Source organism: Arthrobacter sp. NPDC058097 (assembly GCF_042884885.1).
In the GTDB taxonomy this organism is placed as follows: domain Bacteria; phylum Actinomycetota; class Actinomycetes; order Actinomycetales; family Micrococcaceae; genus Arthrobacter.
On the sequence record NZ_JBHVSZ010000018.1, the window covers coordinates 17,601 to 38,935 of the forward strand.

Sequence of the window (21,335 nt, forward strand, 5' to 3'; positions counted from 1 at the left end):
GCCCCTTTTGCGGCCATTATCTGGACAAAAACTCCACCCAGGGGTCAGCTACGGCCGGGCTGGGTCCGAATCCTTCGGGCCCAGCCCGGCTTCCTTGTAGTACCCCCGGATGTGGGCGGCAACGAGCTCGGCCGCCCGGCCGCCGTCGTCCTTCCGGATGGCCGCCAAAATCTCCCGGTGTTCCGCCCGGAGCCGGGACGCTGTGGCGTCCCAGTCGGGCAGATTCGCGGTCAGCTGCCCCGCGTAGCCCTGGATCGCCTCCCGCAGCGACCCCATCATGGCGCTGACCACGGCGTTGCCGGCGGCGTCCGCCAGGGCCAGGTGGAAGCGGACGTCCAGGGCCAGGAAGTCATCGACGGCGTGGCCGTCGTCCATGTCGTCAAGCAGGGCCCCGGCGAGGTCGAGTTCGGGGGCATCCGGCCTGGCCCGGGCGGCCGCCCAGGACTCGAGCAGCACGCGCGTTTCCACCACGTCCTCCACCGGCAGGTGCTGCGTGGCCACATGCAGCCGCAGCGCGGAGCCGAGTGCCGCCGTCGGATCAGAGATCACCACCGTCCCGGCCTCGGGGCCTGAACCCACGCCGGCCCGGACCACGCCCATGGCCTCGAGGACCCTGATGGCCTCGCGGACGGAGGTGCGGGAGACGCCGAGCTGCTCGGCCAGGGTCCGCTCGGCGGGCAGGCGGCCGCCCACGGCCAGCTGGCCGCCGGAGAGCTGGTCCTCGATCCACCGCAGGACAAGTTGGTGCGTGCGCATGAGCCCATGGTACTTGATGTGGTTGGACCACATGCCATAGAGTGTGGTTAGACCACAGCGGGGACGCTCCTGTTCAGCATCTCCCGGCATGCCCACGGAGGAAAGCCATGACCCACACCATCCAGCCAAGCAACCCCGAGACGACTCCGGCCCCGGAGAGCACGGACATTCCTGCCACCCGGCCCGCCGGCGCAGCCGCTGCGGCTGCCGCAGTCCCGGCCGCGCTGAAGCGCCGCGTCCCGAAGTACTCGGACCTCGCCCCGCTCATGCAGTTCAAGAAGCCCGAGTTCAGCAAGGAAGCGCGGCTCAAGCGTGCCAGCACCGTCTGGGAGCTGCGTGACATCGCCAAGCGCCGCACGCCCCAGGCCCCCTTTGACTACACCGACGGCGCGGCGGAGTCCGAGATCACCCTGCGCCGCGCCCGCGAGGCGTTCCTGGACATCGAGTTCCGCCCCGGCATCCTGCGGAACGTGTCCAGCATCGACCTGAGCACCGACATTCTGGGCAAGTCCTCCCGGCTTCCCGTCGGCATCGCGCCCACCGGCTTCACCCGCATGATGCAGTCCGAGGGCGAATACGCCGGCTCGCAGGCCGCCGAGGCAGCGGGCATCCCCTACACGCTCTCCACCATGGGCACCGCCTCGATCGAGGACGTGGCCGCGGCGGCGCCCAACGGCCGCAACTGGTTCCAGCTGTACCTCTGGACGGACCGGGACCGCTCGCTCGAACTGATCGAGCGCGCGGCGAATGCCGGTAACGACACCCTCATGGTCACGGTGGACACCGCCGTCGCCGGCGCACGGCTGCGCGATGTCCGCAACGGCATGACCATCCCGCCGGCGCTGACGCTGAAGACCGTCCTGGATGCGTCCTACCGCCCGGCCTGGTGGTTCAACTTCCTCACCCACGAGCCGCTCACCTTCGCATCGCTCTCGCGGTACACGGGCACGGTGGCCGACCTCATCAACTCGATGTTCGACCCCACCCTCACCTTCGAGGACTTGGACTGGCTGCGCGAAACCTGGAAGGGCAAGCTGGTGGTCAAGGGGATCCAGACCGTGGACGACGCCCGCAAGGTGGTGGACCACGGCGCCGACGGCATCGTGCTCTCCAACCACGGCGGCCGCCAGCTGGACCGCGCCCCCATCCCGTTCCACCTGCTCCCGGAGGTCTCCAAGGCGCTCAAGGCGGACAACAGCAACGCCGCGATCATGCTGGACACGGGCATCATGAGCGGCGCGGACATCATTGCCGCCCTGGCCCTCGGCGCCGGGTTCACGCTGATCGGCCGCGCCTACCTGTACGGTCTCATGGCCGGCGGCCGGGCAGGCGTGGACCGTGTCCTGCAGATCCTGGAAAAGGACATGGCCCGCACCATGGCGCTCCTGGGCGTCAGCAAGATCTCCGAGCTGACCCCGGACCACGTGCGGATCCTCGGCAGGTAGCGGCTACTTCTTGCGGCCGAACTTCGGCAGATTCGCCAGCAGGTCGGCGGCCTTCGTCGCGGCGCGGCCCACGGTGCGGCCGATCTGCTGCGGGACGGTATCGTCCTGGCCGGCGACGCCGGGCACCTGGCCGCCGGGGACCACGACGGCGGGACTGAGCTGGCCGCTCGACGGTCGCCCGGGTGCGTGGGTGGCGTCCTCCGCGGCGCTGCCGGGTTGCGCCGCAGCGGCTTGGGTCCCCGCGGCGGCGAATGCGTCCGGCACCTCGGCCGACTGGCCGGCGGCGGGCGCGGGGGCAGGACTCGCGGAGGCTGCCGCCCGCGCAGTGCCGGCTTGGGCTTCCTCAGCCTGCTGGTTTGCGGCGTCCGGTGAGGCTGCAGCGGAAGCCGCGCGTCCGACGTCGAACGTCTCCAGCCAGCTTGCGACGCCGGCCAGAGGCTTGGGATTGAGCGCGTAGTAGCGCTTCTGGCCCTGCGCGCGCATGCTGACCAGGTCTGCTTCGCGCAACACCTTGAGGTGCTTGGAGATGGTGGGTTGGCTGGCGGCGAGCTCCTCGACCAGCTCCCCCACAGCTTTGTCCCCCGACTGGAGAGACACGAGAATGTCGCGCCGCGTTGCCTCAGCAATGACGGCAAATACGTCGTCTGTCACCATGAGACCCACCCTAGCGACATATACGCCGAATGGCATCTACTATTTCGCCGGTGGTTGTCCCCATGAAGTACTAGCGGAACTAGTCAAACCAGGGGTCCAGCCCGTACAGCGGGAAGACTTCCTTGCGCGTGGCCATCACGGTGCGGTCGATGTCGTCGTTGGGATCGAAGCCCACTTCCCAGGAGCGCCACCAGACGTCGGCGTCGTCGCCCATGCTCTCGGGCGTGTCCACGCCGTAGCGCTCCTGCACGTATGTCCGCCACGCCTCCGGCACGGGGGTGCGCAGCGGCACCGGGCGGTTGGCAGCGATGCCGATCAGGTGGCTCCACGTCCGCGGCACCACGCCCGTGATGTGGTACCCGCCGCCGCCGGTGGCGATCCAGCGGTTCCCGCAGTAGCGGGCGGCCAGGTTCGCGACGGCGGTGGCGGCCTCGCGCTGGCCGTCCACGCTGACGTTGAGGTGCGTCAGGGGATCGAGCCGGTGCGAGTCGCAGCCGTGCTGGCTGACGATGACCTCGGGAGCGAAGGCACCCACCAGCTGCGGAACCACGGCGTGGAACGCACGCAGCCAGCCCGCATCCCCGGTTCCCGCTGGCAGTGCCACATTCACCGCGCTGCCCTTGGCCTCGGGGCCGCCGATCTCGTTGGCGAAGCCGGTGCCGGGGAACAGCGACATGCCGGTTTCGTGCAGCGAGATGGTGAGCACGCGGGGGTCGTCCCAGAAGATGCTCTGCGTCCCGTCCCCGTGGTGGGCGTCGACGTCGATATATGCCACCCGCTGCACGCCGCCGTCGAGGAGTTTCCGGACCGCCAAGGCGGCATCGTTGTACACGCAAAAGCCGCTGGCGCGGTCCCGGGACGCGTGGTGCAGCCCGCCGCCGAAGTTCACGGCCCGGACCGCCGAGCCGTCCAGTATCGAGCTCGCGGCGAGTAGGGAGCCGCCGGCCAGGCGGGCCGCGGCCTCGTGCATGCCGGCAAAGGCGGGGTCGTCCTCGGTGCCCAGCCCGTAGGACCCGTCCGCGGCGGCCGGGTCCTCGCTGGCCTGGCGCACCGCGGCCACGAAGTCGGGGCTGTGGACGGTGGTGAGCTCGGCGTCGTCGGCCACGTCCGGGGCGGCCAGTGTGACGTGGGGAAGGTCAAGCAACCCCAGGCTCCCGGCCAGCCGGGCGGTCAGGTCCAGGCGCTCGGGCGCCATGGGGTGGCCCGGGCCGAAGTTGTATGCCGTCATGGCGGCGTCCCACACCACCGTCGTTGGCAGTGCGGGGAGGCTGAGGCCGGGCTGGAATGTCATTACTGACAGGCTACCGGAGCCCGGTCTGCTGCTCCGCCCGGCCACGGCGCGGGGTTTAGTGGTTTACTACTGGAGGAAGCAGAGTCAATCGAGGAACAGCCGCACATGACCCAAAGCCAGTCGAGGTCCAAGAGCCCGGCCAGCTGGCAACCCGCAACGCCGGAGCGTGAGGGCCTGTGGATATTCACGGGCATCCGTGACTTCATCGATGACATTGCCAACACGTCGCCGGCCCGTCTTGCCCTGAGCGCCTTCGTGGTGGTCATCGTCCTCTTCACCGCCCTGCTGTCGCTGCCGGCGTCCTCGGCCACCGGCGACTTCACCCCGCTGCACCAGGCCCTCTTCACCGCCGTCTCGGCCGTCTGCGTCACAGGCCTGACCGTGGTGTCCACCGCCGTGCACTGGTCCTTCTTCGGTCAGCTGATTATTCTGGTCGGCATTTTCGTCGGCGGCCTCGGCACGCTGACCCTGGCCTCGCTGCTGGCCCTCATGGTGAGCAAGAAACTGGGGGTCAGGGGCAAGCTCATCGCCCAGGAAGCCATGAACAATGCGGGCCGACTTGGTGAGGTCGGTACGCTGCTGCGGATCGTCATCACCACGTCCGTGGTGATCGAGGCCGCCCTCGCGATCGCCCTGATCCCGCGCTTCATGGTCCTCGGCGAGCCCTTCTGGCAGTCAGTCTGGCACGGCGTCTTCTACTCGATCTCGTCCTTCAACAACGCCGGCTTCACCCCGCATTCGGACGGCATCGTCCCCTACGAGACCGACCTCTGGATCCTGATTCCGCTCATGCTCGGTGTGTTCCTGGGCAGCCTGGGCTTCCCCGTGGTCATGGTGCTGCAGCAAAACGGGCTGAACTGGAAAAAGTGGAACCTGCACACCAAGCTCACCATCCAGGTCTCGTTCATCCTGCTCGCGGCCGGCACCGTGCTGTGGGCACTCATGGAGTGGGACAACACCCGCACCATCGGCTCCATGAGCCTCGGCGACAAGATCACGCACTCGCTCTTCGCCTCGGTCATGACGCGCTCGGGCGGTTTCAACCTGGTGGACCAGAACCAGATGGAGTCCACCACCAAACTGCTCACGGACGCCCTGATGTTCGCCGGCGGCGGCTCCGCATCAACGGCAGGCGGCATCAAGGTCACCACCATCGCCGTCATGTTCCTGGCCATCATCGCCGAGGCCCGCGGCGACGCCGACGTCAAGGTCTACGGCCGCACCATCCCCGAGGGCACCATGCGCGTGGCCATCTCGGTGATCGTCGCCGGCGCCACCTGGGTGTCCGCGTCCGCATTCCTGCTCCTGCACATCAGCGGAGCCTCGCTGGACCGGGTGCTGTTCGAAACCATCTCGGCGTTCGCCACCGTCGGCCTCAGCACCAACCTCAGCGCCGAGCTGCCGCCGGAGGGCGTGTATGTGCTGGCCGTCCTTATGTTCGCCGGCCGCGTCGGCACCGTCACGCTTGCGGCTGGCCTGGCCCTGCGCCAGCGCAGCCAGCTGTACCACTACCCGGAAGAGAGGCCCATCATTGGCTAATTCGTCAGGCGCCCCCAACCGCCCCGCCCACAACGCGCCGGTCCTGGTGATCGGGCTGGGCCGCTTCGGCTCCTCCACGGCCGAGCAGCTGGTGAAGCAGGGCCGCGAGGTGCTGGCCATCGAGCGCGACAGGTCCCTGGTCCAGAAGTGGTCAACCGTCCTGACCCACGTGGTGGAGGCCGACGCCACCAACATCGACGCGCTGCGGCAGCTGGGCGCGCAGGAGTTCAGTTCAGCAGTGGTCGGCGTGGGCACGTCCATCGAGTCCTCGGTGCTCATCACCGTGAACCTGGTGGATCTCGGCATCGAGCACCTGTGGGTCAAGGCCATCACGCCGTCCCACGGCAAGATCCTGACCCGCATCGGCGCCAACCACGTCATCTACCCCGAGGCCGACGCCGGCGTCCGCGCCGCGCACCTGGTCTCCGGGCGCATGCTGGACTTCATCGAGTTCGACGACGACTTCGCCATCGTCAAGATGTACCCGCCGCGTGAAACAGTCGGTTTCACGCTGGACGAGTCCAAGGTGCGGTCCAAGTACGGCGTGACCATCGTGGGCGTGAAATCCCCGGGAGAGGACTTCACCTACGCCCGGCCCGAGACCAAGGTGTCCGCCCGCGACATGCTGATCGTCTCCGGCCACGTGGACCTCCTGGAGCGGTTCGCCGCCAGGCCGTAACGGCTAAGTAAGACGGACGACGGCGTGACCCGCCGTCGTCCGCAACACCATCCGCCGTCGTGCCTAACCGTCCGCCCGCCGTCGTGCTAACCTTCCACCCGTCGTGGGGAGTTTTTGTCCAGATATCGGGCTCTAGAAGGGCTTTAACCCGCGGTATCTGGACAAAAACTCCGATGCGTCGGTGGGGGTGGTGTGGTCAGCCGAGCTGCCTGGTGATCTCCGCGGAGCGGTCGGCGGCGGCGCGGGCGCCCGCGGCGATGATGGCCGGCAGGCCGCGGTCATCGAACGTTGCGATGGCGCGCTCGGTGGTGCCGTTGGGGCTGGTCACGGCTTTGCGCAGGGCGGCCGGCTCGGCGCCGGGTTCCGCGAGCATGAGGCCTGCTCCGGCCACGGTTTCGCGAGCCAGCAGGAGCGCCAGTTCCTGGTCCAGGCCCAGTTCAACGCCAGCGGCGGCCATGGCCTCGGCCAGGTAGAACGCGTAGGCCGGACCCGAACCGCTGATGGCACCGAGAGCGTCCACCTGCTCCTCCGGGATTTCGACGACGGTCCCCACCGCGCCGAGAATATCTTTCGCCCGCTGGAGCTGCTCGGGCGAGCAGTGGGTGCCCGCAGACACCGAGACCACGCCGCGGCCCAGCTTCGCCGGGGTGTTGGGCATCGTCCGGATCACCGGCTGGCCGGCGGGCAGGGCGGCTTCGAGCTGGGCGATGGAAACGGCCGCAGCAACGCTGATGACGATCGTATCCGGGGAAAGTGAGCCGCTGACTTCCCGGGCCAGCTCGGCGATACCCACGGGCTTGACGCCGAGAATCACGATGCCGGCGCCCTTCGCAGCCTGCTTGTTGTTGTCGGGTTCTTCGCTGCCCGCGATGGCCGTGATGCCGGCGTGCCGTTCGGCCAGCTCCGCAGCCCGCTCCGCGCGTCGGACGGTGGCCACGATCTCCATGGGATCCGTGCCGCCTTCCAGCAGGCCGCCCAGAATGGCCTCGTTCATTGATCCACAGCCAAGGAATGCGATTCGGTTGCTCATTGGTCCATCATTGCAGTTCATCGCTCCGGTTGCAGACCCCGGCCATTCACAGGAAGCTCACATGCTGGTCGAAGCATTCCCACACCTTGGGCCCCTAACTTAGGTATTACCTCATTGAGGGTGCGAGTGATGAAGCAAGCATGGGGATGCTTGTCGGGCACCGACGGTCTGCAGTGGTTTTGCCCATTTTTCTGCAGCAGGCCGTCGGTGTCCTTGCTTTTTAAGCTCATGTCCACCGGCAGACCGATTCCCAGCCCGCTCTCAGGTAAATCCCCCAGAACACCCATACTCCGTCGCTAGAGTCGTAGACGCCTCACAGGTGCGAGTGATGGAGCCGGTCCTTCGGGACCGGCGTGGCGCCGGTCGGTTGCAGAAGTGTTCCCCCCAGCTTCTTCTGCGTAACCGGCCGGCGCTTCTCGTTTAAGACGACGGCCCAACGGCCGCTGGTCACGGCAAGGCGGGCGCTGCCCCTACAGGACGGGCAGCACCGAGACCTGCGGGACGCCCACATGCGGTGCAGGTTCCAGCGGCCCGTCAAAGATCAGCTGGTCGAGCCGCCGGAGGATGAGGCCCTCGCGCAGCGCCCACGGGCAGATCTTGATCTTCTTGTACTCAAAGAGCTCCAGGGCCGCTTCAGCCACCAGCGCGCCGGCGAGAAGCTGGTTGGCGCGTGCCTCGGAGACGCCCGGCAGGTGCAGCCGGTCTTCGGACTTCATGGCGGAAATCCTCTGGGCCCAGATGCCCAGGTCGGTGCGGTTGAGGTCGCGCTTCACGTACGGGCCGGCGGCGCTGGGGGCTGCCCCGGCGATGCGTGCCAGGGACCGGAAGGTCTTGGAGGTGCCGGCCACGACGTTCGCCCTGCCCACCTCGTTGAAGCTGCGGACCACCGGCTTGAGGGTGGCCCGGATGTACCGGCGGAGTTCCTTGACGCTCTTCGCGGACGGCGGATCCTCGTGCAGCCAGTCGCGGGTCAGCCTGCTCGCGCCCAGGGGCACGGAGGTTGCAAGTTCCGGCAGTTCGTCCTGCCCCAGCGCCATCTCAAAGGAACCGCCGCCGATGTCGAAGTTCAGCACGGTGCCTGCGCCCCAGCCGTACCAGCGGCGGACGGCGAAGAAGGTCATGGACGCTTCCTCGCTGCCGGTGAGCTCCTGCAGGGTCACGGTGGTTTCGTGCTTCACCCGGGCCAGCACCGCGGGCCCGTTGGTGGCCTCGCGGATGGCCGATGTACAGAAGGCCAGCAGGTCGTCGGCCTTGTGCCGGGCCGCGAACTCCCAGGCCTCGAGCACGAACTCCGTGAGCTCGTGCTGGCCGGCGTCGGTGATGTTGCCGTCCGCGTCGAGGTACTGCACCAGCGAGAGGGGACGCTTGTGCGAGGCGAAAGGCACAGGACGCGCGCCGGGGTGGGCATCCACCAGCAGGAGGTGGACAGTGTTTGAACCGATGTCGAGAACGCCTAGCCGCATCCTGTCATTATTCCCCCCGCCGGCGCAGCGGACGCAACCCGTGGCTTACATTGCGGGTTTTAGGTTGCGGAGGGCCGCGCCGGGTTCACTCGCCTTCGAGGCCGGCAGGGTTGGGGTCCACTTCATCGGCGCGCTTGAAGTCACGCTTGATGTTGGCAATGCCCTCGGGGTTGATCTCGAAGCCGTAGGCCGCGCCGGGGTTGATGACCATTCCCAGCTCCTCGCCGATGTTGGCGATGATCGCCGCGCCCTGGGTGCCCAGTACGTTCGGGGCGGCCTCCAGGTACTGCGCGTCCACCCGGCTGGGGTGTGAGAACACGGCAAGGACCGGCTGGCCGTCCGCGTTGCCCAGCACCAGCGGCTCAACATTTGAGTCCTCGCCCTCGAGCGCGTCGGAACTGATGATGTAGACCTCGTTGTTGAGGAACGACAGGATGACGTCCACCGGATCGGCGTCCGGCTGGCCGCCCCGGGCCAGCTTCTCCTCAAGGTCGTTCAGCGGCGTGATGTCTGCGGGTTCCGGCTGTTCAGTCATGTATCTACTCGACCACGTTGCAGGGCACGACGCAATTCGCTTTCCCTTTCCATCTCCTCTAACGCCGCGACCCCTACTTCTTTGCTGCCGCCTTCTTCGCCGGGGGCTTGCGCGTGGTGGTGCGCTTCACCGGTCCCTTGGCCCGCTTTTCGGCAAGAAGCTCGACGGCGCGTTCCCGGGTCAGTTCCTCCAGCGAGGTGCTGCGTGGCACGGTGATGTTGGTGATGCCGTCGGTGATGTACGGACCGAAGCGGCCCTCCTTCACCACGATGTTCTTCTCCGATACGGGGTCGGGACCGAACTCGGCCAGCGGCGGCACCGCGGCGCGGGCACCGCGCTGCTTGGGCTGGGAGTAGATCTCCAGCGCCTGCTCCAGCGTGATGGTGAAGATTTCCTCTTCCGAGCCGATGGATCTCGAGTCCGTGCCCTTCTTAAGGTACGGGCCAAAGCGGCCGTTCTGCACCGTGATCGGGTTGCCCTCGGCGTCCTCACCCAAAACCCGGGGCAGGCTCATGAGCTGCAGCGCCTCGTCCAAGGTGACAGATTCCACGGTCATGGACTTGAAGAGCGAACCGGTGCGCGGCTTGGCCTTGACCGGCTTCTTCGGCGGCTTGGGCTTGCCGTTCTTGTAGTACTCGACGGGCAGATTGGCCAGCTGCTCCTCGGTCATCTCAGGGATGACCTCGGTGACGTAGGCGCCGTACCGGCCGTTCTTGGCGACAACGGTGTGTCCGGTGTGCGGATCGGCACCGAGGACACGTTCCTCCGGGGCCGCGGTTTCCATAAGCTCCACGGCCTTCGCGGCGGTGAGCTCATCCGGGGCGAGGTCCTCCGGGACGTTGGCGCGGGCGGACTCCACCACTTCGCCGGTCTTCGGATCCACCGTGGGGAGCGAGCTCTCCAGGTACGGGCCGAACTTGCCGACGCGCAGCGTGATGCCGTCCGCGATGGGCACGGAGTTGATCTCGCGAGCGTCGATCTCGCCCAGGTTGTTCACGATGCTCAGCAGGCCCGGATCTGCGTCTTCACCGTAGTAGAAGTGCTTGAGCCAGGCGGCCCCCACAGCCTGGCCGTTGGCGATCTTGTCCAGGTCGCCTTCCATGTCGGCCGTGAACTCGTAGTCCACGTAGTCCGTGAAGTGCTGTTCGAGGAGCCGCACCACGGAGAAGGCGATCCAGCTCGGAACCAGGGCAGAGCCCTGTTTCCGCACGTAACCGCGGTCCTGGATGGTGGAGATCGTGGACGCGTAGGTGGACGGCCGTCCGATGCCCTTCTTTTCCAGCTCGGCGGTCAGGGAGGCTTCCGTGTAGCGCGGCGGCGGCGAAGTCTCGTGGCCAACTGCGATGATCTCGGAAGCGGTCAGCCCGTCACCCTTCGCGACGTTCGGCAGGCGGCGGCCCTCGTCGGAGTCGTCGTCGCCGCGACTTTCGTCCTTGCCTTCCTCGTAGGCGGCCAGGAAGCCGGGGAAGGTGATGACGGTGCCGGAGGCCGAGAATTCGGCATCGCGGCCATCGGAGGCCACCGCGCCGAGGCGGATGGTGGCGGTGGAGCCCTTGGCGTCGCCCATCTGCGAGGCGACAGTGCGCTTCCAGATCAGTTCGTACAGCCGGAATTCGTCGCCGCTGAGCTGCTGGGCAACCTGCGCCGGGGTGCGGAAGGAGTCACCGGCAGGACGGATGGCCTCGTGGGCCTCCTGCGCGTTGGCGGCCTTGCTGGTGTAGACGCGGGGCGACTGCGGAACGTACTCGGGACCGTACAGCTCGGCAGCCTGGCGGCGGGCGGCCGTGACGGCCTCGTCGCTCAGTGCCGAGGAGTCCGTACGCATATAGGTGATGTAGCCGTTTTCATACAGCCGCTGGGCGATCTGCATGGTGCTCTTGGACGAAAACCGCAGCTTGCGCCCCGCCTCCTGCTGCAGCGTGGAGGTGGTGAAGGGCGCGGCGGGGCGGCGCGTGTACGGCTTGGTGTCCACCGAGCGGACGCGGAAGTCAGCGTCCTGCAGCGCAGCAGCCAGCGAGGTGGCGAGTTCCTCGTTAAGGTGGGCCACGTTGCGCGAGGTGAGTTCGCCGTCGTCGTTGAAGTCCCGGCCGGAGGCGACCTTGGCGCCGTCAACGGCGGCGAGCTTGGCCTTGAAGGAGCCGGCGTCAGCACCGAACTGGCCGGTCAGGTCCCAGTAGGACGCGGCCTTGAACGCCATGCGCTCCCGTTCGCGGTCCACCACCATGCGCGTGACCACTGACTGCACGCGGCCGGCGGACAGGCCACGTGCCACTTTGCGCCACAGCACCGGGGAGATCTCGTAGCCGTAGAGGCGGTCCAGGATGCGGCGGGTCTCCTGGGCGTCCACCAGGGCGGCATCGACGTCGCGCAGGTTGTCCATGGCGCGGTGGATGGCTTCCTTGGTGATTTCACCGAAGGTCATCCGGTACACGGGGACCTTGGGCTTCAGGACCTCCAGGAGGTGCCACGCGATGGCTTCGCCCTCGCGGTCCCCATCGGTTGCGAGATAGAGCGCGTCGGCGTCTTTGAGCTGGGCCTTGAGCTCGGCCACCTTTTTCTTCTTGTCCGGGGAGACGACGTAGTAGGGCTTGAAGTCGTTTTCGACGTCGACGGCGAACTTGCCCAGGGAGGTTTTCTTCAGGTCCGCAGGGAGCTCGGACGGCTGCGGCAGGTCGCGGATGTGACCGATGGAGGCCTCGACAATGAAGCCCTCGCCCAGGTACTTGGCGATGGTCTTGCTCTTGGCCGGAGACTCCACGATCACGAGTTTCTTGCCGGTTTTGGCCTTGCTTGGCACAGTGCTCCTACAGAAAAAGGTTGCTCGGGCAGATCAGCCCATATTGGCCTAGTTCACCATATTTTGCAGAATTCTGCGCTGTCATGTGGAAAACGGTGGCCCCCGTCACGGCCGGGACTGCCGGCTGTCCGGCGGGGTCCTGGCGGCCGGCATGGACCCGTCCCCCGCACCGGTCAGGTGCCTGCGTGGCCGCCCGGGGCACCGGGCAGGGTGCGGTCGTCCGGAATCATGGACCACATGGTGGCGATCCGCTCGGAGCCCGGCGGAATGCGGCTGGGATCCTCAAGTTCGTAGTCCCGGAGCAGGTCAAAAACCCTTTCCGTCAGTTCGCTGCGCTGCTCGGCCGTCAGGTAGAGGAGGTTGCTGGCGAGAAGGACCGCCGATGCCGGCTCCCCGGACTCTCCGCGCTGGCGCTGTTCGTCCCGGGCACGGGAGTAGGCGCTGGCGCGGCGGCGGAACGCATCCAGTTCGAGGTCGATCACGGCAAAGTCCGGGCCCGCCACCGCCCCGCCCGAATTGATCGCAAAGTCCGTGCCCGCGGCCTTCCACCGGCGTTCGCGGGCGTCGGCCGATGCCTCGGCCGGGACCACGATGCCCCACTTCTGCAGCGCCCGCAGGTGGTAGCTCATCGCGCTCGGGGTGAGCCCGGTCTGCTGGGCCAGTTCTGTTGCCGTGCGGCTGGACTGCGTGGAGTACAGCTCTGAGATGACCTCGAGGCGGGCGGCATGGGCCAGGGCCCGGATCGCCTTGGGGTCGGTGATTTCCACCTTCTTTTCCGGCCGGTTTTTCCGGCGCGGCGCGGCGTCCGCCGGCGGGGTTCCGGCCGGTCCCGAAGACGGCCTGTCAGTACTCACTCCTTCAGTTTACGCAGCATCACGAGGCTCTGAAAGAAATGCTTGATATCCAAACTTCCGACCCCCCGGCTTGCCGCGGAAATACTAAGCATGCTTTGCTTACATCCGTAAACAGACCTCCCGCAAGCAGTTCGCGGCGGGGCCGCCAGTGTTGGCAGCCCCGTGAGAAGCCCAAAGGAAGACCATGATTACCCTCGACGAAGACGCATTGACACGGGCAGCCCAGCCCGCCCGTGAACTGGCCGGCTCAGGCCTGGCAACCGGCGCAGCCGCCGACGGCTCCCTGCTGGCGCCAACGGGCACCCCGCGGCACTGCCGGCGGCCGATGAAGCGTCTGGATGAGGAATTCTCCCTGGAAATGGCCATCAGGGTGGACGGCCAGCGGCTGATTCGCTCCTTAAAGGCCGTGGGTGCAGCCGACGCCGTGACCTACCGCTGCATGTGCGGCTTCACCATGGACGTCCCTGCCCCCGGGATGGACCGCGCCCTGATTAACTGACGGTCCAGCGCGAACGTCAACCAGCGCGAACGTACAGTTGTGGCCCTGAATCCCTTGGGATTTGGGGCCACAACTGTACGTTCGCGCTGTGGGAGCGCTGTCAGTCCTTGTCTGCCGGGAGCAGGAATCCGTCCCGGACCAGATTGGCCACCTCGGTGAGCAGACCGGCTTGGAAGGCGTCGCCGTCGAACCCCTCTGACCCGCCCAGCAGCGCCTCAAGGGCGCCGATAATCTGTCCGGCGGTCAGGTCGCCGTCGCACGCGGAAACAAAACCCGCCAGTTCGGTGCTGAGCAGGTTGGTGCGGCGGAGGCCCGCTCCCTGGCGCAGCAGGATGACGCCGGGGTGTTCGGCGCCGGGGCGCTGGTGGCGCTCCTCGGTGACGTCCTCGGCCACGAGCAGGTGGGCGGCCGACACGTCGCGGTCCGCCAGCCAGTCGGCCCTTTCGACCGCCGCCCCGAGGTGCGGCCCGACCGGTTGTTCGATCGGGTAGGTGATCTCCTCAAAGCGGCGGATCCGCCGCGCACCGGCAGGCCGGCGCAGGAAGATCATGCCGAAGCCGATCCCCGCGACATTCCGAGAGGCGAAGTCCGCCAGATACGCGGCGTAGGCCTCCTGGTAGTGCCGGCGGTCCCGGGTTTCGGAGGCATCCTGCAGCCAGGTCTCGGCGTACTGCTCGGGACCCACCTGTTCGCGCTGGATGAACCACGCGTCCGTGTCCGGACCGGCCCAGCTTTGCGGCCGCTCATCCCAGTCCGAGCCCTCCGGGATTTCCCAGTTACCCAAAAGCTGGGCAGTTCCGCCCGGGGCGAGCACACCGGGCAGGGACTGGATGAGCCACGCGACGATGTCGTCCCCCGGCAGGCCGCCGTCGCGGTAGGTGAACTGGTCAGCCGGCGCTTCGCCCGCGGTGCGGGGCGTGATGACGAAAGGCGGATTGGACACGACGAGGTCAAAAGCCTCGCCGGCAACTGGCGCGAGGAGTGATCCAAGCCGGAGGCTCACGCGCTTGTCCAGCCGGGCCGGATCGATGTCCAGGGCCTGGGCATTGAGCAGGAGGTTGAAGCGCGTGAAGGCGAGGGCGCGCTCGGAGATGTCCGTGGCGGTGACGTGGCCGCTGTGCTGCAGGAGGTGGAACGTCTGGATGCCGCAGCCGGTGCCGAGGTCCAGCGCTCTTCCGGCAGGCCGGCGGATGGTGGACTGGACAAGGGTGGTGGACGCCTGCCCGATGCCCAGGACGTGGTCGTGCCTGAGGACGCCGGGACGCTGGTGGGCGGCAAGGTCGCTGGCCACCCAGATTTCGGCGCCGCCGTCGCCCGAGTCCCAGCCGTAGGGGCGCAGGTCCGCTTCGGCGGCCACCTCGGTCCCCGCGGCTTTCGCCAGCCCCAGCGCCACGAGGCCTTCGGCGCGGGTCCGCGGCAACGCGCCGTCGAGCACCGCCGCTTCCTGCGGAACGGCCAGGAGCCAGAAACGCACGACGGCGGCCAGGGCCGCGGTGCGCGGCTCGCCGGCGGCCGCTGCTTCCGTCGCGATCATTGCCGGGATGAGCTGGTCCCGGCCGAGGGCAGCGTACGCCGAGTCCCCCAGCAGCTGCGCCACACCCTCCAGGGTGTAGCCCACCTCCCGGAGGTCTGCGGCCAGCGCCTGCAGGAGATCGGGCAGGTCGCTGCGCGGTGCGTCGGGAGTGTTGCCGGCGGTGAAGTGCGTTGGTTCGGTCACCGGCCAAGTCTATTTCCCGGGCATGACTGCGTGCCTGTCCCTCTCACCCCTTTCGGCTGCGGTAGCGCGGTGTGTGGTGCCCGATTATTGTCGGCGGCTGAAGCTACAGTTGGGCCATGTTCGGAACCCAGGCGGTGGCCGCCGATCCCGATTGGCTGCGGTACGCGGCGGCATTCGCACCGTTGCTGGCCGCCGTCATTGCCGCCTGGATCGCGTGGCGTACGCTCACCCAGCGGCGCGAGGCGGACCGGCGGGACCAGTGGTGGAAGCGGACGCAGTGGGCCATCGACCTCGCCATGGACCGCGACTTCAGCAGGGCCGTCGTTGGCCTGGTGGCACTGAAGCACCTTGCGGCCAGCGACCTGTGCACCGACGAGGACTACGAGATGCTGGACAAGATCGGCGGCGCCAAGATCGATGCCCTGACCCAGTCCGAGGAAAGTGCCCGGCGGGAGGCCGCGGAACCGCAACCCCCGCCGCACGAAACCGCCGTGCCGCCCCCCGCCGCGGCACGGGCCACGGTCATTCCCGTAACCCTGGAGTCCAGGGGCGAAAGGGTCCTGGCGAACTCCGCGGGCATGGCCAAAGTGCTGGCCGAGGCAGACAGACTTGTCTCTTTTGTGGCCACGCGGCGGAGCGGGAGGAAGGGAACAGAATCCGGCGGCAGCTCAAACGGGTAAGTTTGAAGTCATGCCTGACCGTTTACCCCTGATTTCCCGTGCCCTCGGCGGGGCGGCCGCATCCGCCGTCGTACTGCTGGCAACGGCCGCCTGCTCCCCCGTGGTGTCGGTCGAAAATGCCGATGTTCCGCGGTGGCGGGCCACCGCTCTGCCGTCTGACAGCCAGGCGGTGCTGGAGGATTCCGGCAAGATCCTCAACCGGAACAGGATCATTCAGGAGGCAGCCAGCGTCCCGGCTGGCGACTACACACTGACGATCACCTGCGACGGCGGCGGGAAGGCGTTCTTCGCCGTGACGCTCGCCGGCAAGGAACTGACGGAAGCCGGGGCCGCCTGCAACGGCAGCCGCGAAACCGCGAAGATAACTGTCCCGACGACCGGGCGGATGGAGATCAGCGCCTCCAGCGTGGACGCGCCGCTCCTGTACGCCTACCACCTGGTTCCTGCGAGTTAATCCGGGGCACTTTAGCCGCGGAGCCGTATGGTCCCGGCGGCTCCGGGAGTGCGCGGTGGGCAATTTTTCCCGGGGCGGATTCCCATCTACGCCGCCTCTGTACCGCCGCCTCCGGGAGGCTTAAAGTCGGGGTATGCCCGCGGTGCGGATGGCCTCCGCGCATCGTTTCCTGGGGCGGGCGCAACGCATGCGTTGGCTGCGGGCGCCGGCAGCCGCCGTCGTGCTTTTCTTTGTGCTGCTGGCAGCCGTGCTGAGCGGCTGCGAATACAACTATGACGACGGCCGGGGCGAACTTCCGGACGCCGCCCCGGTGGTGACGGATCCGGTATTGCCGCGTGATCCGCTGGAAAACGTGCCCGTGTCGGGTCAGGAGCTCACCGAATGGGCGAAGGAAGTTCTGCCCGACGCAGAGGGACAGGTCTTCCACACCAGCTACGGCAGCGTTGGCCGGGGCCGCAGCAAGACCGAATCCACCAAGCAGCTGCCGGGCGGCACGTACTCCCTCACCCTCGCGTGCCGGAGCGAGCGGCGGGTTTCTTTCACCATCCGCGACGCGGAGTTCGCCTTGGTGGACCTGAGCCTCCGGTGCGGCACGTCACGTGTCAATGTGGTGCACTTGGACGAGGACTCCGTGCTTCGGGTGACGGTGGAGGCGCGCTCGGACGCCAACTTCGCCTACCGGATCAGCCGGATCTGAGGCTGCAGCTCAGCCGCGCGCGGCCCGCTCGCCCGAGCGGCGGCGCCGCTGCCGTCCAGCTCAGGCGGCGCAGCCGTCGGGGCAGCGCAGGGTGTCCGGATTGGATGCGCACCCGGTGCAGTACAGGGTGAGCGTGCGGCAGCTGGGGTTGGAGCAGTTCTCGAACTTGCTCGTGGGCGCCTGGCAGCGGACGCACTCGCCGATGGTCTTGGCGTCCTCGCTGAATTCGAGGTGCATGCGCTTGTCGAAGACGTACAGGGACCCTTCCCAGAGACCCTGGTCCTTGAACTTTTCGCCGTACCGCACGATGCCGCCGTCCAGCTGGTACACCTCTTTGAAGCCGCGGTTCACCATGAGGCTGGACAGCACCTCGCAGCGGATGCCGCCGGTGCAGTAGGTGACGACGGGCTGGTCCTTAAGGTGGTCGTACTTGCCGGAGTCGAGTTCGGTGATGAAGTCGTGGGTGGTGGCGACGTCGGGGACGACGGCGTCCTTGAACCTGCCGATCTGTGCTTCGAACGCGTTGCGGCCGTCGAAAAACACGACGTCCTGGCCGCTGGCCTTCTTCACGTCGACGAGTTCGTGGAGTTCCTCGGGCTTAAGATGCGTCCCGCCTCCCACAACGCCGTTATTGTCCACCTTCAGCTCGCCGGGCGCGCCGAAGGACACGATCTCATCGCGGACCTTGACGCTCAGGCGGGGGAAGTCCTCCGCCCCGCCGTCGGACCACTTGACGTCGATGCCGTGGAAGCCCTTGTATTCACGGGTGGTTTTCACGTACTGCTTGACGGCCGCAATCTCCCCGCCGACGGTGGCGTTGATGCCGTCCTTGGAGATGAGGATCCGTCCGGTCAGGCCGAGCCTTTCGCACAGGGCACGCTGCCAGAGCCGAACAGCGTCCGGGTCTGCGATGGGAGTAAAGCCGTAAAAGAGTACGATTCGGTTCAAAGCCACGTATTTAAGGGTACTTGGTGGCCGCCGGGGGACGGATTCGGACGGGGCAAGAGCCCCTATCACAATTGCATAAGCAAGCACCAAAGCTCTGTTGCTTATGACAGCGCTGGAATACTCTCATCACATGACGCCAGAAGCCATGGTTGGAGACATCACTCATCTGCTTGAAGTCTGGGTAGCCGGTTGGGCTGGTTGCCGGGGCTATGAGACGCGCACCGAGGGACGGTTCCCCGCCGCCCTGCGTGCGGACACCACCGGGGACTGGGAATACTTCGCCTCCGATCCCACGGACGCCGAGTTCGCGGACCTGGCTGCAAAGACTGCCGAAGCACCCAAGCGGGTCCTGACCATCCTGACCGATGATGTGGGGCGCTACAAGCTCCTGGCTGAGCAGCACAACCTCAACGCCACGTCGGCGTCCCAGACCATGATGGTCGTGGACATGGAAACGCAGGACTCTGAGGACCCGTGGCTCTCGGACGACGACCTGTCCCTGAAAACGTGGGAATCCGACGGTGTCCACTTTGCCGAAGTACGCTCCGGGGAGACTCTGGCGGCGAGCGGCCGCGTGGTGGTCATCAACGGCACGGCGGTCTTCGACAAGATTGTCACCGAACCGTCCTTCCAGCGCCGGGGCCTGGGCAGCTTTATCATGAAGGCCCTGGCGGCGCAGGCGTTCTCGCACGACGTGGAGGACGGGCTCCTGCTGGCGTCCTTGGACGGGCAAAAGCTGTATTCGCATCTGGGCTGGTCGTCGGTGTGCCACGTGCTGATGCTCTCCGCCTCCGATGAGGGGTCCGACCTCTCCGTGGTCTGACTCGCCGCCGCAGACCCTCCCCCCGGTTCCGTCCCGGCGATTTTTGCCCGGATGAAAGAATGTTGGGGTGAACCCCCATGACTCGCTGATTCCGTTGCTGGGCCGTGGCCCGGACCCGGAGCAGCTCCGGCATGTGCGGACCATTCCGGCGCGCGCCGCCGTGCACGAACCGTGGCCGGCCTGGGCGCACCCCGACCTGGTCGCCGCCTACGGAAAACTCGGCATCCACCAGCCTTACCGGCATCAGATCCGGGCAGCGGACATCGCCCACGGTGGCGATCACGTGGTGATCGCCACCGGAACGGCGTCCGGGAAATCCCTGGCCTACCAACTGCCGGCGCTGGATGCGATTCATCGGTCCGAGCTCCGTGTCCTGTCGGACCCGGGAAAAATCCACGACGACGGTGCCGTGACGCTCTACCTCTCCCCCACCAAGGCTCTTGCGGCAGACCAGCTCGCGGCGATCCGGTCCCTGAACCTACCGACTGTCCGGGCCGAAACTTACGACGGCGACACTGACCAGGCTTCCCGCCGCTGGATCCGCGACCACGCGAACTTTATCCTGGCCAACCCGGACATGCTCCACTTCGGCATCCTGCCGAACCATGCCTGGTGGGCGGGGTTCTTCCGGCGCCTGCGCTATGTGATCGTGGACGAGGCGCACAGCTACCGTGGCGTTTTCGGCTCCCATGTGGCCAATCTGATGCGCCGGCTGCGGCGTATCTGTGCCTACTACGCGACCGATGGCAGCTCCGCCGGACCTGTGTTCATTGCGGCGTCCGCCACCGCTTCCGAGCCCGAGAAGTCCTTCGGCCGGCTCATTGGCGCTACGGTCCGCGGAGTCGCGGAGGACTCCTCGCCGCATGGGTCCACGACCGTGGCGTTCTGGGAACCTGCGCTCACGGAGGTCCGCGGCGAGAACGGCGCCAAGGAGCGCAGGACTGCCGTCGCCGAGACCGCCGACCTCCTCGCGAACCTGGTCTCGTCACGGGTCCGGACCATCGCCTTCATCAAATCCAGGCGCGGCGCAGAAACCATCTCCTCCATCACCAAGCGGCTCCTGGATGAGGTGGACCCGAGCCTGCCGCAACGGGTGGCAGCCTACCGCTCCGGATACCTCCCGGAGGAACGCCGTGCCCTGGAAAGGGCGCTTCGGACCGGCCAGCTGCTGGGCATTTCCAGCACTTCGGCCCTGGAACTGGGCATCGACATCTCGGGGCTGGACGCGGTACTGGTGGCTGGCTGGCCCGGAACCAGGGCGTCCCTCTTCCAGCAGATCGGCCGCGCGGGCCGGGCCGGCCAGGACGCCATCGCCGCCTTCGTGGCCAGCGACGACCCCCTGGACACCTACCTGGTCAACCATCCCGAAGCCATCTTCGACGTGTCCGTCGAGGCCACGGTCTTTGATCCGTCCAACCCCTACGTCCTCGGTCCGCACCTCTGTGCCGCGGCCGCCGAGCTCCCGCTCGGAGTAGCCGAGCTGCCGCTGTTCGGCGCCACTGCGGAGAAACTCCTCGGGCAGCTGGTGGCACAGGGGTACCTGCGGCGGCGTCCGGCCGGCTGGTTCTGGACCCACCCGCAGAGCGCCGCGGCCATGGTGAACCTGCGGGCCGACGGCGGCGGGCCGGTGAGCATTGTGGACGCGGACACCGGCTCGCTGCTGGGGACCATGGACTCGCCGCAGACGCACTACCAGGCCCATACAGGGGCCGTGTACGTCCATCAGGGTGACAGCTACGTGGTGGAGGACCTGAACGAGGACGATCACTGCGTGGTGGTACGCCGGGCGAATCCCGACTATTACACGACAGCCCGTGACGTCACGCAGATCGAGGTCCTCGAGACCCAGCGGACGGTGCAGTGGGGCGACGTGGCTGTGCACTTCGGCGACGTCAAGGTCACAACGCAAGTAATCTCCTTTCAGCGGAAGGCCCTCATTTCCAATGAAGTCCTGGGCGAGGAACCTCTCGATCTGGGTGCCCGGGACCTGTTTACGAAGGCCGTGTGGTTTGTGGTGGAGAACCGATCACTCACGGGCGCCGGACTCATCGAGGCGCAGTTCCCGGGTGCCCTCCACGCGGCCGAACACGCCGCCATCGGCCTGCTCCCACTGGTTGCCTCGAGCGACCGCTGGGACATCGGCGGGGTTTCCACCGCAATCCATGCCGACACCGGCGTGCCGACGATTTTCGTGTACGACGGGCATCCTGGCGGCGCCGGTTTTGCCGAGCGTGGCTTCGAGAAAGCCAAGGTGTGGCTGAAGGCCACCAGGGACGCGATTGAGGCCTGCGAGTGCGAATCCGGTTGCCCCTCCTGCGTCCAGTCGCCCAAATGCGGCAACAAGAACAACCCGCTGGACAAGCACGCGGCAGTCACCCTGATCGATGTCCTGCTGAAGGACGCGCGGGACGCCGCAGCCCCGGAGGATTCCAAGGCGGGTGCGCCGGCGTCGAACGCGGTCTAGGGCCCAGCGA

Annotated in this window: 19 protein-coding genes; 9 read left to right on the plus strand and 10 right to left on the minus strand. The window is 67.3% G+C overall.

The window, feature by feature from the left end:
• Nucleotides 1-48: 48 nt before the first annotated feature.
• A complete protein-coding gene (locus tag ACFVTE_RS22585; protein WP_387104562.1) occupies nt 49-756 on the minus strand; it encodes a FadR/GntR family transcriptional regulator in 708 nt (235 codons plus the stop codon).
• Nucleotides 757-863: 107 nt separating this feature from the next.
• On the opposite strand from ACFVTE_RS22585, the gene ACFVTE_RS22590 reads away from it, so the two are divergent.
• The gene (locus ACFVTE_RS22590; protein ID WP_387104565.1) at nt 864-2,201 is read left to right on the plus strand and encodes an alpha-hydroxy-acid oxidizing protein; all 1,338 of its coding nucleotides are present in this window, start codon (nt 864-866) and stop codon (nt 2,199-2,201) included.
• A gap of 3 nt (nt 2,202-2,204) precedes the next feature.
• Here ACFVTE_RS22590 and ACFVTE_RS22595 read toward each other — a convergent pair whose 3' ends face one another.
• Entirely contained in the window at nt 2,205-2,855 is a 651-nt protein-coding gene (locus ACFVTE_RS22595) for an ArsR/SmtB family transcription factor (RefSeq protein ID WP_387104567.1), read from the minus strand.
• Between the two features lie 79 nt (nt 2,856-2,934).
• The gene (locus ACFVTE_RS22600; RefSeq protein WP_387104570.1) at nt 2,935-4,146 is read right to left on the minus strand and encodes an acetoin utilization protein AcuC; all 1,212 of its coding nucleotides are present in this window, start codon (nt 4,144-4,146) and stop codon (nt 2,935-2,937) included.
• Nucleotides 4,147-4,251: 105 nt separating this feature from the next.
• On the opposite strand from ACFVTE_RS22600, the gene ACFVTE_RS22605 reads away from it, so the two are divergent.
• The gene (locus ACFVTE_RS22605) at nt 4,252-5,685 is read left to right on the plus strand and encodes a TrkH family potassium uptake protein (RefSeq protein WP_387104573.1); all 1,434 of its coding nucleotides are present in this window, start codon (nt 4,252-4,254) and stop codon (nt 5,683-5,685) included.
• Nucleotides 5,678-6,364 carry a potassium channel family protein gene (locus ACFVTE_RS22610; protein ID WP_387104576.1) on the plus strand — a complete coding sequence of 229 codons (687 nt, stop codon included), beginning with the start codon at nt 5,678-5,680 and terminating at the stop codon, nt 6,362-6,364. Before ACFVTE_RS22605 ends, ACFVTE_RS22610 begins: the two co-directional genes overlap by 8 nt.
• A 196-nt stretch (nt 6,365-6,560) precedes the next feature.
• Here ACFVTE_RS22610 and proC read toward each other — a convergent pair whose 3' ends face one another.
• From proC to ACFVTE_RS22635, 5 genes are all read right to left on the minus strand, one after another.
• Nucleotides 6,561-7,394 (minus strand): pyrroline-5-carboxylate reductase, encoded by an 834-nt coding sequence (proC, locus tag ACFVTE_RS22615; protein ID WP_387104579.1) that lies wholly within the window; start codon nt 7,392-7,394, stop codon nt 6,561-6,563.
• A gap of 470 nt (nt 7,395-7,864) precedes the next feature.
• Entirely contained in the window at nt 7,865-8,857 is a 993-nt protein-coding gene (locus ACFVTE_RS22620; RefSeq protein WP_387104581.1) for a Ppx/GppA phosphatase family protein, read from the minus strand.
• An 85-nt stretch (nt 8,858-8,942) separates the two neighbouring features.
• Nucleotides 8,943-9,392 (minus strand): SseB family protein, encoded by a 450-nt coding sequence (locus tag ACFVTE_RS22625; RefSeq protein ID WP_387104584.1) that lies wholly within the window; start codon nt 9,390-9,392, stop codon nt 8,943-8,945.
• 73 nt (nt 9,393-9,465) lie between these two features.
• Nucleotides 9,466-12,189, minus strand: coding sequence for a type I DNA topoisomerase (gene topA, locus ACFVTE_RS22630; protein ID WP_387104586.1), 2,724 nt, complete (start codon nt 12,187-12,189; stop codon nt 9,466-9,468).
• A gap of 173 nt (nt 12,190-12,362) precedes the next feature.
• Nucleotides 12,363-13,043 carry an ArsR/SmtB family transcription factor gene (locus ACFVTE_RS22635; protein ID WP_387104589.1) on the minus strand — a complete coding sequence of 227 codons (681 nt, stop codon included), beginning with the start codon at nt 13,041-13,043 and terminating at the stop codon, nt 12,363-12,365.
• Between the two features lie 184 nt (nt 13,044-13,227).
• On the opposite strand from ACFVTE_RS22635, the gene ACFVTE_RS22640 reads away from it, so the two are divergent.
• Complete coding sequence (locus tag ACFVTE_RS22640; protein ID WP_387104592.1) at nt 13,228-13,542, plus strand: hypothetical protein; 315 nt, start codon at nt 13,228-13,230, stop codon at nt 13,540-13,542.
• Nucleotides 13,543-13,642: 100 nt separating this feature from the next.
• On the opposite strand, the gene ACFVTE_RS22645 is transcribed toward ACFVTE_RS22640, so the two are convergent.
• A complete protein-coding gene (locus ACFVTE_RS22645) occupies nt 13,643-15,259 on the minus strand; it encodes a methyltransferase (protein ID WP_387104594.1) in 1,617 nt (538 codons plus the stop codon).
• Between the two features lie 116 nt (nt 15,260-15,375).
• On the opposite strand from ACFVTE_RS22645, the gene ACFVTE_RS22650 reads away from it, so the two are divergent.
• The 3 genes from ACFVTE_RS22650 (at nt 15,376) to ACFVTE_RS22660 (ending at nt 17,090) form a co-directional block, all read left to right on the plus strand.
• Nucleotides 15,376-15,939: a hypothetical protein gene (locus ACFVTE_RS22650; RefSeq protein ID WP_387104596.1), complete on the plus strand. Its 564-nt coding sequence runs from the start codon at nt 15,376-15,378 to the stop codon at nt 15,937-15,939.
• Nucleotides 15,940-15,949: 10 nt separating this feature from the next.
• A complete protein-coding gene (locus ACFVTE_RS22655; protein WP_387104599.1) occupies nt 15,950-16,393 on the plus strand; it encodes a hypothetical protein in 444 nt (147 codons plus the stop codon).
• A gap of 187 nt (nt 16,394-16,580) precedes the next feature.
• Nucleotides 16,581-17,090, plus strand: a complete 510-nt coding sequence (locus ACFVTE_RS22660; protein WP_387104601.1) for a hypothetical protein — start codon at nt 16,581-16,583, stop codon at nt 17,088-17,090.
• A gap of 60 nt (nt 17,091-17,150) precedes the next feature.
• On the opposite strand, the gene ACFVTE_RS22665 is transcribed toward ACFVTE_RS22660, so the two are convergent.
• Complete coding sequence (locus ACFVTE_RS22665) at nt 17,151-18,044, minus strand: rhodanese-related sulfurtransferase (protein ID WP_387104604.1); 894 nt, start codon at nt 18,042-18,044, stop codon at nt 17,151-17,153.
• 124 nt (nt 18,045-18,168) lie between these two features.
• Between ACFVTE_RS22665 and ACFVTE_RS22670 the strand changes: the two genes are divergently transcribed.
• On the plus strand, nt 18,169-18,861 hold the full coding sequence (locus ACFVTE_RS22670) for a GNAT family N-acetyltransferase (RefSeq protein WP_387104607.1): 693 nt from the start codon (nt 18,169-18,171) through the stop codon (nt 18,859-18,861).
• 67 nt (nt 18,862-18,928) lie between these two features.
• Nucleotides 18,929-21,325 carry a DEAD/DEAH box helicase gene (locus tag ACFVTE_RS22675; protein ID WP_387104609.1) on the plus strand — a complete coding sequence of 799 codons (2,397 nt, stop codon included), beginning with the start codon at nt 18,929-18,931 and terminating at the stop codon, nt 21,323-21,325.
• Nucleotides 21,326-21,335 lie beyond the last annotated feature (10 nt).